This is a genomic window from Brevibacillus sp. 7WMA2 (genome assembly GCF_010748895.1).
Lineage (GTDB): Bacteria > Bacillota > Bacilli > Brevibacillales > Brevibacillaceae > Brevibacillus_B > Brevibacillus_B halotolerans.
Window position 1 is genome coordinate 4566627 of sequence record NZ_CP048799.1, and the last position, 18243, is coordinate 4584869.

11 protein-coding genes are annotated in these 18243 nt (G+C 38.5%); 7 read left to right on the top strand and 4 right to left on the bottom strand.

Features of this window, described 5'->3' with window-relative positions; genetic code table 11:
• Positions 1-365 precede the first annotated feature (365 nt).
• A complete protein-coding gene (locus tag GOP56_RS19800) occupies positions 366-779 on the bottom strand; it encodes a hypothetical protein (RefSeq protein ID WP_163246355.1) in 414 nt (137 codons plus the stop codon).
• An 819-nt stretch (positions 780-1598) separates the two neighbouring features.
• On the opposite strand from GOP56_RS19800, the gene GOP56_RS19805 reads away from it, so the two are divergent.
• Entirely contained in the window at positions 1599-2432 is an 834-nt protein-coding gene (locus tag GOP56_RS19805; RefSeq protein ID WP_163246356.1) for a DUF2935 domain-containing protein, read from the top strand.
• A gap of 109 nt (positions 2433-2541) precedes the next feature.
• Here the strand turns inward: GOP56_RS19805 and GOP56_RS19810 are convergent, their stop codons facing one another.
• On the bottom strand, positions 2542-2928 hold the full coding sequence (locus GOP56_RS19810; protein WP_101667476.1) for a YmaF family protein: 387 nt from the start codon (positions 2926-2928) through the stop codon (positions 2542-2544).
• A 793-nt stretch (positions 2929-3721) separates the two neighbouring features.
• Between GOP56_RS19810 and GOP56_RS24445 the strand changes: the two genes are divergently transcribed.
• Both GOP56_RS24445 and GOP56_RS19820 read left to right on the top strand, forming a co-directional pair.
• Positions 3722-4081 (top strand): DUF1036 domain-containing protein, encoded by a 360-nt coding sequence (locus GOP56_RS24445; RefSeq protein WP_003335346.1) that lies wholly within the window; start codon positions 3722-3724, stop codon positions 4079-4081.
• Between the two features lie 482 nt (positions 4082-4563).
• Positions 4564-5415 (top strand): alpha/beta fold hydrolase, encoded by an 852-nt coding sequence (locus GOP56_RS19820; protein WP_163246357.1) that lies wholly within the window; start codon positions 4564-4566, stop codon positions 5413-5415.
• A 123-nt stretch (positions 5416-5538) separates the two neighbouring features.
• Here the strand turns inward: GOP56_RS19820 and GOP56_RS19825 are convergent, their stop codons facing one another.
• Together GOP56_RS19825 and GOP56_RS19830 are read right to left on the bottom strand one after the other, a co-directional pair.
• Positions 5539-7548, bottom strand: a complete 2010-nt coding sequence (locus GOP56_RS19825) for a serine hydrolase domain-containing protein (protein WP_254068468.1) — start codon at positions 7546-7548, stop codon at positions 5539-5541.
• A gap of 236 nt (positions 7549-7784) precedes the next feature.
• The gene (locus GOP56_RS19830) at positions 7785-9272 is read right to left on the bottom strand and encodes a hypothetical protein (protein ID WP_163246359.1); all 1488 of its coding nucleotides are present in this window, start codon (positions 9270-9272) and stop codon (positions 7785-7787) included.
• A 571-nt stretch (positions 9273-9843) separates the two neighbouring features.
• Between GOP56_RS19830 and GOP56_RS19835 the strand changes: the two genes are divergently transcribed.
• The 4 genes from GOP56_RS19835 to GOP56_RS19850 all read left to right on the top strand — a co-directional run bounded on the left by GOP56_RS19835 (position 9844) and on the right by GOP56_RS19850 (position 18123).
• Positions 9844-13440: a CheR family methyltransferase gene (locus GOP56_RS19835; protein ID WP_163246360.1), complete on the top strand. Its 3597-nt coding sequence runs from the start codon at positions 9844-9846 to the stop codon at positions 13438-13440.
• A gap of 253 nt (positions 13441-13693) precedes the next feature.
• The gene (locus GOP56_RS19840; RefSeq protein WP_163246361.1) at positions 13694-15127 is read left to right on the top strand and encodes a copper amine oxidase; all 1434 of its coding nucleotides are present in this window, start codon (positions 13694-13696) and stop codon (positions 15125-15127) included.
• Between the two features lie 214 nt (positions 15128-15341).
• Positions 15342-17174, top strand: coding sequence for a putative bifunctional diguanylate cyclase/phosphodiesterase (locus tag GOP56_RS19845; RefSeq protein WP_246328999.1), 1833 nt, complete (start codon positions 15342-15344; stop codon positions 17172-17174).
• 253 nt (positions 17175-17427) lie between these two features.
• On the top strand, positions 17428-18123 hold the full coding sequence (locus tag GOP56_RS19850) for a hypothetical protein (RefSeq protein WP_163246363.1): 696 nt from the start codon (positions 17428-17430) through the stop codon (positions 18121-18123).
• Positions 18124-18243 lie beyond the last annotated feature (120 nt).

Here is an 18243-nt window from a genome sequence, read left to right on the forward strand (position 1 = left end):
TGGTTTTGTTACACTGCGATGTCCATCTAAAATTATCGGGGGTAATGCTCTCCTAATATTGTTAAGCAAGCTAGAGAGTTCAATAAGTTCCTTCTATATATTTACTTACATCGCGTCCAGATTTCTCCCCGACTTTAGCCACGTCCGAAATCTTACTCATGTCATTCTAAAGAAAACAGCCCTTCATGTGAAAGCCATAAAAATTTATAACGGTCAAATTTATAATCAACGTATTGCTGGTCAAGAAGTAACATCCGCCCTATTACGCCAAGAAAGATTTTATCATTATTTCTTATATCACTATCATTTGGGACAAAAAAAGAGACTGTTTCATCATAGAAGGAAGGTCTCTTTTCTCTCTTTACCTATTCTATAGAAAAGTCAGTCGTGGCTTCTATGAAAATACCATTATGTGTACTACGATTGAGCATCTCTAAAGTATATTTTTTTCCCTTTTTTACATCCCATGTAATTGAGGCAGTTCCATTTTTTTTCACATTAAATACCTTACCAACCTGATTTCCAGTATCATCCCAGAGGGTATATTTAATATGAGTGGTAGAACCGTCGGATGACTGATCTACGGTAAGAGTCAAGGTATTACTGGAGGCTCTAAAAGTAGATGTCTCATATTTCTCCTCTGGCTCTAAAGTTCGGCTGTCACTAATAATAGAAGCTACTGCTACAGCGGTATTTTCAGATTGAATTTCCATTGCGATTGCAGGGGTAGCCGATACTAGTAAAGCAAGTACTGAAGCAATGCCAACTAATTTTTTCATTACCAATTCACTCCTTAATATGTATTTAATTTACAATTTTATATTATAAAAATATTCTGAATTTGTCCACGATATTTTGATTTTTTTCGTCAGTGAGAGAGCAAGTTACCTCAGCGCTATAAATAAACAATGGAACTGTTTTGCTGCTATAGTCTTCCATTGATAAATGATTTAAATCTTGCAAGGGTAAATAGGTTGATGGAGTGCAGTTCCTGCCTTTGCAGCTACAAAGATTAATACTGTTAAAGTAACAAAATCTCAAGAAGGCTTGATTGAACTTAGATTAGATATAAATAAGGATGAAATTAAACGATTATATTCTATATGGTGTAGGCCATTATAGAGTGGATGGACAGGGGCTTTGGGTGTATAAAAAAGATGGAGAATGGTACTTAGGTGCTATAAAGGATTCCGCAAATGGCGTATTACGTGAATATGATACAAATGCTACTCATGTTAGAACATATAAAGTTCTTGTACACTAGTTTAATGTCTTTAGAGTAATTGGAAAAAGTAAATTCTAAAAGCTTGAAAGGTAAAGGTTAGTCACTCTGGGATGTTAGTGGATGCCAAATAGACCTGTCTAAGTAACTGACAGGCCTATTTCTAATAAAATTATGCTTTAAATATTTAAACACTACTAATTTATGATAGAGGTGTTCAGTAAAACGTAATAAATAAGCATATGTAAAGTAAATTTTACAGTGTGGCAGTAAGTAATTTAATCGACTATCCAATAATGAATGTGAGCAACAGACATTTGAGACATGCTTCTTGCATAAACTTATAGAAATACATATGTTGGGGAGGACTCATTGGATGGCGGATGCATTTGTAATTAGATCACTTGAGGAAGTTCGTTTTTGGTCTAGGATAATGAAGGAACATTCGCTTTTTTTGAAGCTAGGTTTTAATTGTGACGATACCCAATTAATCAATGAAGCTGATTATTTTTACCATATATTTGAGGAAATAGAAGCCAAGGCCCTTTCCTTACCAGAAGATACCGACCCTCAATATATCGGTCAGTTCAATGCTCAAATTCTTCCCTGTGTTAATCAAATTTGGGCTTTCAAAAGAAGAGTATTAGGTTTGATCATTTCCTGCCAAATTGGAGGTAATAATTTTCCGTTATTAGTGGATCATGTTAGCCGGGAAGCTGCTTACTTTGCGAAACGTTTGGAACAACTAAACACTGGAACCCTAGATCCTTTGCCAGATGCTATTATTAATGAAAATGTCTTCTTTCTTAGGATTATGGCTGATCATGCTAAATTTATTAATCACTTACTTGATCCTTCTGAAAGGAAATTGGTTGAACAAGCAAATGGTTTTAGTCATGACTTCGATCAACTTCTATACCAAGCCATTGATTTAGATTCCATGAGTCCCCAATCTCAAACTGTTCCGTTACTATCGCAGTTTGTTGATCAGAATAGAGTGTCTGTCCGTCAACTCCGTGATTTTAAAAAAACTGCTCGCGATCTAATCGAAGCTTGTCGTATTAAGAGCATCATCCCTCCTCTTCTTGCCGATCATGTTTTTAGAGAGGCATCACATTTTCTTGAAATTTTAGATGCATTTGAAGTGGTATTAGAAGGGGCAACAAAACGGAGTAAACAAAAAAGAAACAGCCCAGTATCCGATTGTTAGTCAAGATAAAAAGTTGAAATTATGTATTTTAGCTCACAAATCATGTGAGCTTTTTTGCTTGTTCCCAGATGATATTCAATGTGATGTTTCGCCAAACATGTTTTCCTGTTTAAGGGATTTCATTTTCTGTTGCTCCTTTGTAATGATGGGTGTGAGGGTGTTTTCCGTTTACTGTTGTATACCCTTCAAAGTAATGAATATGTCCTCCACGCTGTAGTTCGATTGCAGGGCCGGTTGTGCCTTCAATTATATGAGAATGACCATCATTAAATGAAGTAATCGTATAATAGCGATGAACGTGGGGAACACCTGTCGGGGCTGGTTCAGTTACCCCAACGTATTGATGATCATGACCATCATTAAATGAAGTAGTTCCCGAAAACGGATGTCGGTGTACAGGCATACCATTCCAAGAAGTGATATATAATCCATGCGAATGTTCTGCGGAGGAGTCATTTGATTGAAATAGAAAACCTGCAACAGGTATTTTTGTCATTTTAAACCCCCTTCTCCTAGTTTATTACACTGTATGAATGGGGATGGAAATTGACATGGGCATAAGTACCATTTCAGGATATTTGACCTGATAGTGTTTAATTAAGGGATTAGCAATCATTTTTTACTATTCATGGGCTGATTAAGTAAGTTATAGGTTCTTGATTAATCCATGGGAGTAGATCTGAGTACTGTGTCGATTATACTGGTTTACTTCACCATATCCAGACAGATTAGATATATGCATTAATTGCTTCACCAGATTTGCGCACCACTCACGTTATTAGCCAATGGGAGGTTATTTCCATCTAGAAAGTAGAGCCAATAGATGTTATAGTGGCCTACTGGAATATGCTCATCGATAATTCCCAAAGCTTTGTGACAGGATCGTATGACCTTGCACGCTTTCTTCTTTAGAAAAAAGAAGGCAACTTCTTTCGTTTTCTTTCTAAAATAAAATCGCCTAAGACTGGGTACCTGTAAATTATGTTCATATCAGATCATCATAAGCGACTATTATGCTAGGTATTCACCCTATTTGTAGATGGACAATCAACTAAAATTTCTATAGTCAAATATAATAACAGGAAAAATGATGGATAACAGGAGTAATACACTTTGTATAACGCATGAACGGACAGTCTCCATGCGATAATCCATCTTCATGTTTCTATTCTTTTAAGAAGTTGGGGGCAGGGTGAATTGGTCAATATGGACAACATGGACAGCAAACTTCCCCTTACTCTCCGCGTATGACGTACAGCCTAACAATAACGGGCGAGGAGTGATCGACGATGGGGCTTCATTTCCGCAACAGGACTAACGTAGGCTTGCAGATTGTTTATGCCTACTCGGCTCCCAATTGTGAGGGGAGCAACAAGTGGTCAAAGAAGGGCTGGTATAAGGTGGCTCCTGGGAACACGGTGCAGGTTTGGAGCGGGTGGGCCAACGGTAGAAAATTCTTTTACTACGCTGAGGATACAAGTGGTCTCGGACGTACGTGGTCGGGCGAATTTGTTACTCCAATCCCCTCGAGAGCTTTCGAGTGGTGCTGGGATACAGGCAGTACCGACAGCAGAAACCTGGGGCTTAAGAAATTACAGGTCCCTAATCAATTTCCGCCCATTTTAGACTATACAATCAACCTACAATAAAAAGAGAGGGACAAAGTGCTGGCGGAACACCTTATAATCCTGGCGTGATTAACAATCCATTCCTGCCTTTCTCTCCAACCGTAGCACACCTTTCTATTATACGTATCACAGATTAATAAGAGAAATGTCGGTGACCTAATAAAAATGTAGTAGGCCAGAAAGGAAGTAATTCAATACGGCTCTCTTCTGGACACATCCAGAGAGAGCTTTTTTGCGTGCAACAATTGTATGTAAGCGAAGAATCGCTCTTTATCCAAGTACCTATTCTTGGGTATTTTAATATGCTACACTTCCTAGATAGGGATATTATGTTTTTGTATCCCAAATGTTTTACTATCGAAGCAACACCATTGATTGAGGTGATGTAAATTGTTAGAGCGTTCAATGGAAAATATAAGGGGATTAGAAGCAGGAAAGGGAGTGATTGAAAGGAGAGCTTGAGTTTTAATAGCTCTTCTTAACAAAAAAAGGGAGCTATTCAGATGAACCAATTTAAAAGTATAACCAGTGATGGATTCACATTAAACTATTGTATAAAAGGGTTTGGAAAGCCAGTACTGGTGATAGGGAGCAGCATATATTATCCTCGTTTATTCTCAGAAAATTTATTTGAAACATTTCAATTTATTTTTTTAGACCATAGAGGCTTTGGTAAGCCACCGCGTGCTTTAGAACCAGAAGATTATAAATTAGATAAAATTTTAGATGATACAGAAAGGGTAAGACAGGCACTCGAATTGCAGGATTTTATTATACTGGGACATTCAGGACATGCCTTTATGGCTTTAGCATATGCCCAAAAATATCCAGATGCTGTTCGGAAAGTTGTCTTACTTAATTCAGCACCTACAAATAGTCAAGAAAGACAGCAGCAAAGCACTGCATTTTTTTATCAAACTGCCAGCCTAAAGAGAAAGCGACAGTTTGAAGCAGATATCGCGTTTTTAGAAAGTGACATCCAAAAAGATCCTGAAAGACGATTTGTCCATATGTGCATTCGCATGGGAGCTCAGAGTTTTTATGATTATACATTTGATGCAGCTTATATGTGGGAGAATGTATATACCAATATGCTAATTATGGATCATCTGTGGGGAGAAGAGTTTGGAAAACGTAATTTAATCCAATCGTTGGCGGATTTCAAAAAACCAGTATTCGTTGGTTTAGGGAGATATGATTATCTGGTTTCTCCCGTTTCACTATGGGACTCACTTGATGACACATATAGGAACGTGAAGAAAGTGATTTTTGAGCATAGTGGACATAATCCTATGTTTGAAGAACCAGAGCTATTTGCTAAAACCTTAATGGAGTGGATGAATGAGGACAAGTAGGTTCCTTGGTTCTTTTTCCAAAAGGCCGTTTCTTTGCTTTCAAGGAAACGGCCCTTTTTGATAACCTTACTCCAATCAATACAATCAAACCTTATGTTTATTCCATACTCATATAGAGATTACTTATTTTTTGAAAATATGCCGTGCATAGTTATACAGGAAGGCAGCTGCTTCTTGGCGCAGTAGAGGTTCCTTAGCCTTATAGTCAATCAAGCCTTTGGAGGAAATAACCTCAGGTCCGTATAGACCATGAAATACTACATATTGAACGGCTTGAGTGGCCCAAGGATCAATGGCGCCTTTAAGGTTAACCTTAACAGGCTGAGCATTCAGTAATGATTTGGACACCTCAAATACAATAACGGCCGCTTCCTGCCTTGTAATAGGACGATTGGGTTCAAATTTAGTAGGAGAGGTTCCTTTTAACGCATCTGCTTCTACAAGAGCTTGAATTTCTTTTACGTATGGACTCTTTTTAGAGTCTATAAATGACACGGGATTAGTAGAGGCACGAACCCCAATAAGCCGTACTAAATCACCTGCAAATTCGGCTCTTGTCATGGGTGCTAAAGGATGGAAGGCATGATTCGAATCTCCTTGGAGCACTCCAAAGTCTTGAACGCCATTGATATATGCGGCATATGGGTGTGACTGAGGAACATCGGCAAAATGCCTAGAGGGAGAAATTTTTTGAGCCATACTGACCATATTACGATATTGCAAATAGCCTATGCTGCCATCAGCGGATTCCTTAAAGGCTAAAAAGGTGCCTTTTTCGTCCTTGAACAGCATTGGATCGATCTGGCGAAGAATATTTTTCCCCATTGGATCTTCTGCTAGTAGCTGTCCCTGTGAGGTTACTGTAATTTTAGTGATCCAAGGATTTATCCGCAAATCCCGATAGGTACCCTCAAAGCGTTTCAATTGTTGAGGGGAGGATGTCATATAGGTCTGTTCTTTCTTAGGTATAGGGTAATAGTGATTCATGAAAGCTTTAAATAACTCCTCGCGAAACTCCTTATCTTTATTGAAAACAATAAAACCACCAACCTTATGCTCTGGCAACAGCCACATCCAAGAATGGAACCCGGGTATATCTCCACCTTTGCCTATAACAAATTGATTATTGTGACTGGAATGGTAGTATGTTTCAAAGCCGTATGCCATATTTGGAACCTTGGGATGAACGGAATAGTGAATGGTATGCATATTTTGAGCTGTACCCTGTTTCAGGATTGTTCTACCCTCAAACGACCCCTTATTGAGATGAGCCATCATGAACTGGGCCATGTCATGCCCAGTTGAAACCATTCCTCCTTCAGGCTGTTCAATCGGATTGGATAGAAAAACAGGAAATGGTTGATTGCTAGAAGTATATCCAGTTGCTAAATTAGCTTTTAATTGCGGTGTAAGTAAGAAGCTGCTATTTTCCATTTTCAAAGGGGTAAAAATATTCTCAGTCATGTATTGGTTGAAGGATTTACCGGACAACTTCTCAAGAATGTATCCTTGAAGACTAAAGCCAAAGTTATCGTAGCGGAATGCTTCTCCGGGTTTACGGACAATACTAGGCATATTCTCTTTCACGTATTTATCCAACGAGATCCGCGGGATACTATGGTGATGGATGGATTCCAGCTTATCTGTAAAATCAAAGCCTGCTGTGTTGGTTAATAGATGCTTCATTGTTAGTTTGTCAGTGGTTTTATTGTTTAGCGTTATGTCCTCAAGATAGGTTTGTATATCCTCATCTAAATCGAGCTTTCCTTGTTCGACTAACTGCATAATTCCTGTAGATGTAAAAACTTTAGAAATAGAAGCTAGCGGGAAAATAGTATGGTTTGGATTGACAGCTATTTTTTTCTCTACATCAGAATAACCGTACCCTTTATTCAGCAATATCCTGCCATCTCGGACGATAACAAAAACAGCTCCCGCCAACTGATTTTTAATATGTGATTGATTAAAGAACTGATCTGCAAAATCTTCTACTTCTTTAGAGTCTGTTGGGCCCAAGAGAGGTTCTTTTATAGGTGAACTATAGGCATAAGACGTAGGAAAAAGAATGGCTATGCTCAGGATTACTACAAACATGAATATACTGTATTTCCTGCTTTGCTGTTTAACCATCATACATCTCTCCATTCGATCAGTTTTGTTAGATGCATATAAAATTCAACTCGCCTACAAGTGCGATACTCCCTAGTATTGGAATCATAAGGAAGTCTTGCCTGATGGGATCGCCCTTTTAGATAAAAACAGAAAATAGGAACAGTACCTACATGATTGACCAACAGCATGTGAAAGGACTTTTTCGCTAGGAAGAGAAAAAGTCCTTTCACATAAATAATTATCGTTTTACTAAAATATCAGCTTGTTTCTAGCACATGCATAAATGGCTCGTCAAACATGGATAACAGCAATTCCCGAGTAGCTGTATGGCGTAATCCACACAGAATAATGCGAATTTCTTTACGCATATTTTCTACAGACATGATTTCACTTGTGTGGTTTTTCGATAATTTATCCTTTGTGGAATACGTATTCAAATAATGAGCATTTCGTTTCGCCACGATCAGTAATCGACGTTGAATGTCTGGTATCGCATCTGTGAGGGGGGCTTCCATTTCAATATACCCGCGAATTTCAGCCAAACGAGCATATGCTTCTCGCCAACGCCATAATTGCTTTTTCTGTTCCCGCTGGTCTGAATCTGGCTCTGGTAAGTCTTTGGATATCTGTGAGGCGGTATATGTGCTTGGATGCAGAGCTTCTTGTACTTTTGCAAAATCATTCAAATCTGGTGCCATTAATTCAATGACTTCTCGATAGGCTGGAATATGATTATATGCCCCATTTCGAATTGTCCATCGACAGTGCTGTTTGTTATTTTCTATATGCGGTAGGCAAGGAGGTATCATAGAAAATGTTTTTTCTTCTGTAAGCGGATGACTAGATACTAGTAGTTGGTTAGCAGAGTTTGCGTTATTTGGTGTGTCATTATTTTCTGTTCCTACTTGCATGTAAGCCTTTGTGAACCATTTTAGAGAGCTAGCGGATATCGAAGAAATATCACCACGTATAACACTAAGGTTATATTCTCTGAATTCGGGGGAGCTCGAACCATTAAATCCATCATGAATCACATGTAGGTTATCTCTTACAGCAATTAATTCGGAAAGTACTTTTTTTTCAAGAGTAACAATCCCCTCTTCCACGTAGGAAAGATAGTTATTTCTTTCATTTTCATTAGCTAAGACGTGCGTGTAAAGGTTATAACAAAACAGAATGTGAGCCATTTCATGAAAATAACTTTGATAAGGAAAATTGACGTAGTTCATTTGGAGAAAATATTGATGATTCTGATAAATTAGATCATTCTCAGGTCGGAAAAGAGAGAGATGGGAGTTGGCTTTGTCTGCAATGTACAGAGTAAGTCCTTCGTTGTAACCGGTAATCCACATAGCCTGATAGGTAGGGCTTAGTAGCAAAGCAATCGAATGATTGGTAATACGACCAGAAAGATTAAAAAAATCACTCTGATAATGAGGATAGAAAGAGAGCCAGGTCATCCCCAAAGCGAGTGCTTTGTATAACTCAAATTCACTTTCTTTAGCACAACCAACAGTGAATTGATGTAGGGAAGTTAAACATCGCATAAAAGAATGTGAATCGTATGTATAATTTTCAACAAATTGTTTATAGGCAGACTCAAAATCAGCAGGCTCTATCGTCAAAAAAACTTGCAAGCCATCAATCCATAGGTCTCCACCAGTAGAGGAATTCATCCATGCTTCATAATCTTGAGTAAGAGAACGAATCTCTTGATATTTTTCGAATAGTTGGCGGTATTGCACGAAATGACCTCCTTTTTATTTTTCGATAGATTGGGAATCAATTCCATAATGAAGAGCACTCTAAGTAGGTATCCCTATCTAGCAGTGTACGATTTCTTGCAAACTATTTTAGGTTATAGATCAATAAAAGAAACCAGCTTTTAGTTCTTACATAGCAGGATAAAATGTTACTTTTGACTACTTTTTTGTGAGTAATTCCCCTTTCTTAGATAATATATAACAAACATTACAAATATACAGTAAATTAGTGTTTGTTTATGTAGTATATGGTAATATTTGGGTATAGTCAATAGATCATATACAAAATTTCATTGCTAATTTTTGAACGATTGGTCCTTCCTTCTCGTAGATAGGAAGGGTATTTCGCATGTCATAATTTGAAAACAATATATTATGTTTTTAGATGTTCTGCTAAACTTGTAGTAGTGTATTTTGGTAATTTTTATGAAAAAACTTTGGAAGTGTCTCCCTCGTTTTTAGGCTCGACTGCGCTTTTCTCCATCTATTCATTAGGTAATAGTCGCCGGAAAAACGCTTGTCACAGTATTTTTGCAAGGAAAGGTGATTTTAGATGTCCAATCGAGAAGAAGATTCTATCCAAAGAAATGAAACGAACAAGCAGAATACAGAAGAATTTGCAGTAGTAGGGATTGGTGCATCTGCTGGGGGACTAGAGGCGTTACAGGAATTCTTTGATCATTTACCAGAGGCTTCAAACATGGCATTTGTTATTGTCCAACATTTATCACCACATTATAAAAGCTTTATGGCTGAATTGTTGGAAAAACACACATCCCTTAGGATAAAGCAAGTGACCGATGGTATGAAAATCGAGCCCAACTTCATCTATTTAAATCCGCCTAAGAACTATATTCAACTTATCAATGGTCATTTTTCTTTAACTACGTATCCTGAAGTGTCCGGGATTCATTTACCTATAGATGCCTTTTTGGAATCCTTGGCCACTGAGAAAAAACAACGTGCTATCGCCATCATTCTTTCGGGAACCGGGACAGATGGTTCCAATGGAATAAAGGCTATCCATGAATATGGAGGAATGGTTATGGTACAGGATGGCGAATCGGCCAAGTTTGATGGTATGCCAAGAAATGCGCTCTCTACGGGAATAGTAGATTTTATCTGTGCTCCTTTTCAATTAGGAGAGTATCTAGTACAGTATGTAAAACGTTATGTCCTTGGTGAAAGAGAAGAGGAGAAAAATATTGCAAAGGATCGAGTGAAAGACATACTCACCCTGCTTACAAGGGATAGCGGAGTCGACTTTACTGGCTATAAACGTGATGGTATCATCCGGCGAATTGAACGGCGAATGAAAATAAATAACAAGCAATCCTTAGAAGAGTACCTTCAGTATTTAGAAGAAACACAAGAGGAACAGGGAGCCTTACAAAAAGATATGCTGATTAATGTCACCCATTTCTTTCGAGATCAAGAAGCGTTTAACATCGTAAAAGCAAATGTAATCCCCAAAATAATCGAAAATAAACAAGCAAATGGTGAGCAGCATGTGCGTATTTGGGTAGCGGGATGCTCCACGGGAGAAGAGGCCTATTCACTTGCTATGTTGTTTGATGAATATTTATGTAAAAAAGAAATTACACTTGATGTTCGAATCTTTGCTACCGATTTAGACAAAGAAGCAATAAACTACGCTGCTCAGGGTGTTTACCCCGCCTCCATTGAGAAGGATATTTCGAAAGATTTGTTAGATCGGTATTTTGAGAAACAGGGTGACGCCTATCACATCATTAAAAATATCCGGAGAATGATCGTTTTTGCCCCACATAATATTATAAAAGACCCACCTTTTGTCAATATGGATTTTATCACATGCCGAAACATGATGATTTATTTTCAACCAGATGTGCAAAAAAGGGTACTGAGCTTGTTTCATTTTTCTTTGCATCCTAAGGGATATTTATTTTTAGGACCAAGTGAAAGTATCGGAAAGCTAGCGAATCTATATGTTCCTCTCAATCGTAAATGGAATATTTTCACCATTCGGAAATCGAATCAAAACACTCCCAATCATACGATCCGTATTGATAAAGAAAGCGGACGTCCAGTTCTACAGTCCAGCCCTGTGAAAATAGGGGAAAGAGAAATGATTTCGGGAACGAATAAGCTAGACGATATATATGCTACGATCATAGAGGAATATTTGCCAGCATGTGTGATTGTTGATCGAAACTATGATATCGTTCATACTTCAGGTCCTGTTAATAAGTATCTAACCTTACCACGCGGCAAAATTACACTAAATATTTTTAAGCTAGTTTCGCCATCCTTATCAGTAGCAATTGGCTCAGCAATGCATAAAGTCAGGAAGGAAAATAAAGAGATTACCTTTACCAATGTAAAAGTAAAAGAGGGGGCTGACCTTTCTGAATTCATAACACTTAGCATTAACAATTTTGCTCCCCATAAATATAACGGGCAATATATGATGATTACCTTTAAAGATGAAGCAAAACCTGATAAATATCCGGAAGGTGATCAGCAGAGCTTTCATGCTCAAAGTACGACCACACAACGAATTCGCGAGCTGGAGCTAGAACTACAATATGCGCAGGAAAGTCTACAGGCAACTATCGAAGAACTAGAAACCTCGAATGAAGAGCTACAATCTACCAATGAAGAATTAATTGCTGCAAATGAGGAACTCCAATCCACTAATGAAGAACTCCAATCTATTAACGAAGAATTAATTACCGTTAACGCTGAACATCAAGCCAAAATACAAGAACTGCTTGATTTAAATAATGACATAGATAATTTTCTGCTCAGCACGAAAATCGGGACGATATTTTTGGACAGAAATATGTGCGTACGCCGATTTACACCAGCAGTAACCACCCTTATTAATCTAATGGACATGGATATCAATCGTCCGATTAGTCATATAACACATCAATTGAAGTATAACAATTTGGTAGAAGATGCTGAGCACGTCTTACATAGCGTAATGCCGTTGGAAAAAGAAATTCAAAGCTTACATGGCCAATGGTATAGCATGGAGATTTTGCCCTATCGGACACAGGATAATGTTATTAAAGGTGTAGTCATTACGTTTGTAGATATTACGGAATTAAAAATGGCCAACAAAGAGCTACAGAAGCTCTCCTATGCGATTCATCAAATCCCCAATAGCATTATTATTACAGGCCTTGACGGTGAAATTCAGTATATTAACCCATCTTTTACCGCAAAGACAGGATACACAGGAGAAGAAGTGATCGGTCAAAAGCTTAATCTTATTGAAAATCATGAGGATTATGAGGAGAACATTCAAGAAGAAATAATCCAGACCCTAACCAAGGGGAGAAATTGGTATGGTGAATTACAAAGCAAACGCAAGAATGATGAGGCCTTTTGGGAACGAACAGCATTCTTGCCCATTAAAAATGAAGAAGGGGAAATCATTCATTTCCTTAAAATTAGTGAGGATATTACCCAACAGAAAAAAGCGGAGGAGTTGTTACGTAAATCCGAAATGCTATCTGCCGTTGGCCAACTGGCTGCTGGGATTGCTCATGAGATTCGCAATCCATTGACAGCGCTAAAGGGCTTCATACAGTTAATGATGGCAGATGGGCAGGGGAATGAGAAGTATTTTCAGATTATGATGGGCGAGTTTGATCGCATTGAATTGATTATTACGGAATTGCTGTTATTATCCAAACCACATGCCCTTAGCTTTCAGACAGAGGATATTGGAATTATTCTCAATGATGTATTAATGCTAATCGAAACACATGCCTTGATGAACCAAGTAGATATTATCCCGGTAATTCCAACGCCTTTACCAAAGATTCATTGTGTGGAAAATCAGCTAAAGCAAGTATTAATTAACGTGTTAAAAAACGCCATTGAGTCCATGCCGACTGGTGGCAGTGTTGACGTGCATGTTAGTAGAAAGGCATCAGGAAAAATTGCTATAGAGATTACAGATCAAGGAAAGGGAATTCCTCAGGATAAACTAGCAAGAGTTGGCGAGCCATTCTTTACTACCAAAGAAAAAGGAACTGGACTAGGCTTAATGGTTAGCTACAAAATTATTGAAAATCATAATGGAGAAATACAGATTGAAAGCGAACTAGGTAAGGGAACGACAGTCCGAATTATTTTGCCAACCGTTTCGATATAAAAATAAAGCTCAGTGCAGCCCCTCTTTTTATTCGCCATAATCTCCAAAAAAGGGGGGATGTACATTCATCATTGACTGCATCTGTTTGATAATTTGTGAGTGGAAAGTGACTAACCGAAAAAATGTGGAAAATGTTGGTTGAAAAATCCAGAACTTAAATGTAGGATAATAAATTATGAATGTAAAGTAAAATAATGGTACAAATGAGAAAGAATGATTTTTTAAAAAAATAATAACGAAAGGAGAAAACAGCTTGCAGAAAAGAGGAACATGCACAAGGGTTTTGTTGCTTGCAGGCTACTTACTACTGGCAAGTGTTAGCCTAGGAGGAGTTACCGCAGAAGCAAGCGGATTTCAATCAAGCGTATTTGCAAACAAAGAAACAACACAATCCTCAAGCAAGCAAATATCTGATCAACAGACATCTGATGTAGAGATTCCTACCAGAGTGTCTACGCAAACCTTTCCTTTTTATGTAGCCTTGCAAAATGAACATACGGTCTTGTTGTGGGATGCATCCAAGCAGGATAGCCAACCGATCCCTATAGCGACAAATGGCAAGGTGCAGATTGTCGATTGGTCAGCTAATAAAGAGTGGATTGCATATTTACAAAGTCCCGATCCAAAAAGTTATTCAGGTCCGTGGTATTTATGGATTTCGAAGGCAGATGGCAGCAAGAAATATCAGGTAGATCAAAGAGAAATTATAGGTACTCCTAAATGGTCGCCTACAGAAAATATGCTGGCTTATCAGACAAGAGAAAATTCAAAGGAAGAAGGAATAGTTGCTCGGATTACTCCAAAGGGGGTAGAGAGGGTACAGAGCATTTTTCAGCAGAATGACGTAAATGAGGTATCTGATTACTCCTGGTATCCCGATGGAAAAAGTCTTGCCGTATCCTTTCCACCAACGAAAACTGAAAATCTACATATTAATCAGGTTTTCTTAGATGGTACTTCACGAACCCTATACAGCCAAATGACATCTACTGTTGAAGGAATCTATGCCCGTGATGCTACTGAATTAGTGTGGTCGCCGAACGGTGCCTATCTTGCCTATTTTGAAAAACCTAATTCTGCTTCGTTATCAGCAGATGGAGTCCCCATTAAAGTGTTACAAATTCACTCACAAAAAACCTTTCAAATAGGTGTGGGTTTAGCTTATCCAGAGTGGCTGACCTGGTCTAAAGATAGTACTAAGCTTGTCTTTATAAATGGAGTCGATCGTATGGCTACCTATGAGAAAAAATTAGGAATATGGGAGACGCTAAATAAACAGGTGTATAGCAAAGGTCAAACGGATAAAGTGGATTCCTTGCCCGCGTTTGGCCCAAAAGCAGATGCTCCACTTCTATTTTTACGTGGACAGGAAGCACCGTGGCCAACCCAAATGGAGAATCGTCCCTTAGTACCAGGTCAACGAATTTGGCAACTAGATCAGGCAGATCAGGCTAAAGCTATTACGGCTGGCTCATCAGCAACAGCGGACAGTTCCTATTCTTTGGCACCAACAGGTCGTCAGGTAGCATATGTTCGTTTGCAAACTCATGTTAACGGTTCGTTATTTGTAAAAGATCTCAGTACGGGAAAAGAACATGAGCTTCTTAAAGGCGTAACAGTTTCCAGTGGCTATTACGGAAGCTACCTACCAAGCTGGATACAGATTGCTTGGAAAAGGGAGGCTTAGCAAAGCAAATGATCTTGACAACCTGAGGCATTGCTTCAGGCTTTTTTATGCTTAAACCAGAGGGAACGGTACTAGTCACAAAGAAGGGGAAAAGCCTAGTAACATTTTTAAATCATAGTCACTCCGACCCTTTTATATTAAGAGAAGATGGGGTATTGTGGAAAGCAGGATGGATGGAGAAAAAATGAAGGTTACGACAGAAGGAGAAGTTGCAATGAACGACGTTTCAGAAATGATGAATTCGCTCATCCTCTCTTTTTTTGTCGGGATGGGGGTAACTCTGCTTATTGTAGGGACCGTCGTACTGTTACGCAAACAGGGGAATTTAGACATCGAGAAAAGAAGTATTTGGAAAAAAGCGAATCGTAGCCAAATGTTTTGGGAAACAAATAGTGATGCTTGCCTGCTTCTTAACACGAATAGAGAGATCTTAGAAGTGAATCCTGCCTGGAGAAATTTGATCGGTGAAGATTCTACAGGAGCTGGATGTTCAAGCAGAACATTTATGGACTATGTAGGCCAAAAAGAAATACCCGCTATACGAAAGTATTTACATCGATTGTTCCAAGGCGAAACCCTGAATGCTAATGTTACTTTAGTTGAAAATAGCCATCGTTTTTTACACGTGAATATAACATTCCTGCCGTTGATCAGAAGAAAACGTGTCCTAGGAGGCATTCTGATGATACGTGATTATACTGATCAAAAAAAGGTGGAGGAACAGCTTTACCATATGGCATATTACGATATCCTCACCGACTTACCTAATCGACGTTTGCTAGAAATTAAATTTCAAGAAGCGCTGCAAACGGCGAGAAGTCCAAAACCACTTGAGAAACTAGCTATACTGTTTTTAGATATAAATAGCCTTCAAGGAATCAATCATTCTTTAGGTCATCAATTTGGTGATTTAGCGTTGATTACGGTAGCGAACCGTCTAAAATCCTGTGTACGTGAGTGTGATACAGTATCGCGGTTAGACGGAGATGGATTTATTTTATTATTACCTAGTATTATGCAAGATGAACTTTTCCTTATCTCAGATAAAATTATTCAAGCCATTGAACAGCCTTGCTTGATTAAAGGTCATGAAGTGCATGTAACAGCGAGTATTGGGATTGCCCATTATCCAGACGATGGTCAAGATTTACAAGCTCTTATGAAACAAGCAGATACTGCAATGTTCCACGCAAAAAGCCGAAATGGCAGCCATTATAAACTTTTTTCTCCCATAATGAATGATATAGATTTTGAACGATTACATGTAGCCAGCGAATTACAACGAGCGATGAAAAATCATGAGCTACGGTTATATTATCAGCCAAAGGTTTCTATTGAGACACAACGAATTGTAGCGATGGAAGCTTTGATACGGTGGGAACATCCGATGAAAGGCTTGATTGTGCCTGATGAATTTCTACCGTTAGCAGAACAGACAGGATTGATTATCCCTATTGGTGAATGGGTATTACGTACTGCTTGTAAACAGACAGTAGAATGGCAACAGCAGGGATATCCTCCCGTACGAATTTCGATTAATCTGGCGAATAGTCAAATTTGGAAGCATGACTTTATTGATATGATTGCTGCCATTTTAAAAGAAACAGGATTACAGGCAGAATATTTAGAGCTTGAGCTGACTGAGAGTATGCTGTTAAATAACAAGCGAGGATATGAGCTTGTACATCAGGTAAAGGAGCTGGGTGTACAAGTATGCCTTGAGCAATTTGGCAGTGATTTGCATAGTTTGCAACAGTTGATTCATTTGCCAATTGACCGAATTAATATTGATCGCCGCTTTATCTATGAGCTGCCGTATGAGGATAAAAATCAGGCCGTGGTTTTATCTGTGATTGCACTAGCTCAAAACCTCAATTGGACGGTATTGGCAAAAGGAGTCGAAACTCAGGAAGAACTAGATTATTTAAGCAAGCACCGCTGTGATGAATATCAGGGCTATCTGTTTCAAGAGCCTGTTTCTTCTGACAAAGTGAAAGCCTTACTACGTCAAAATCTGGTGCTATTAAATAGAATGAATGAAAGATAACCCTCCTTGAGTTTTAAAATAGCTGAAAACAGGACAAAGACTGGGCAATAGGCAACTTGCTCGGTCTTTTTCTTTTATGCTAGTAAAGAAAATGTAGCCCTATTCTCTCAACTTTTTCATAAAACTATGAATACTCTACCCCCTTAATTCATATAGTAGTAGAGAGGCAGTACAGCTTTTGATTGGAACGAAACCATTTTGCCTAGCTTAGCAATTAGGCGAATGATGATTTCCGAACAAGGGGGAGTGTAATATGGTATGTAATAATCGACTGCGCAAACGAATAATCGTCTTACCTATCATTGCAATATTATTGGCTGGTTGCGGTAATGGTGTACAAGCTACTCCTGACTCTGAAAAATCAAGCCAAATAGTCAACTCAGGAGCGGCAGCTACTGTCTTGGAAGAAAACAAAGATCATACGAAACAGATACCTCAACCTAACAATCCAGCTAGTAGCAAGGGCCAACCGCCAGCTCAAACCAGAGAATTGACTTACACGATAGATGGTAAAAAAGTGAGTGAGCAGGCGCAGCTTTTTGAAAGTCACTTAGGATATTTCCTTTATTATTTACCTGACTTTACAGCCACTGGCGAAGAGCCGGGGAAGGATATGCTCTTCTATGAGAAGAATGACCGGTATGCTGTCCGGATTGAGCAAATGCCGGATAAGGTAGATCTAGCTGCACAAAAGAAGCTAATGGAAGTTGAATTAAGTGATTTAGGAAATGTACGGAATCTGAAAAAAGAGCAGGAAACAGATCCTTTTTTGCAAAAAACAGCCCTTCATCTCGGGGTGGATACGAAAAACGATCATAAAGAAATTATCGTTACAAAAATAGATAGCAGATGGTTCAGATTTACGGTATTTGCTCCTAACGAAACAGAAAATGCTGTTATTCTCCCAAAAATCTGGGCTATGTTGAAAACGATTATGGTAAAGGAATAATTGCAACAAACCATAGCCGGGACTAAATTTCAATACGCCAACCGATATAAGAGAGAACAAAAGATTGGATATATAACCAGTACAATTGAGACCTGTGGATTTCAATCGTATTGGTTTTTT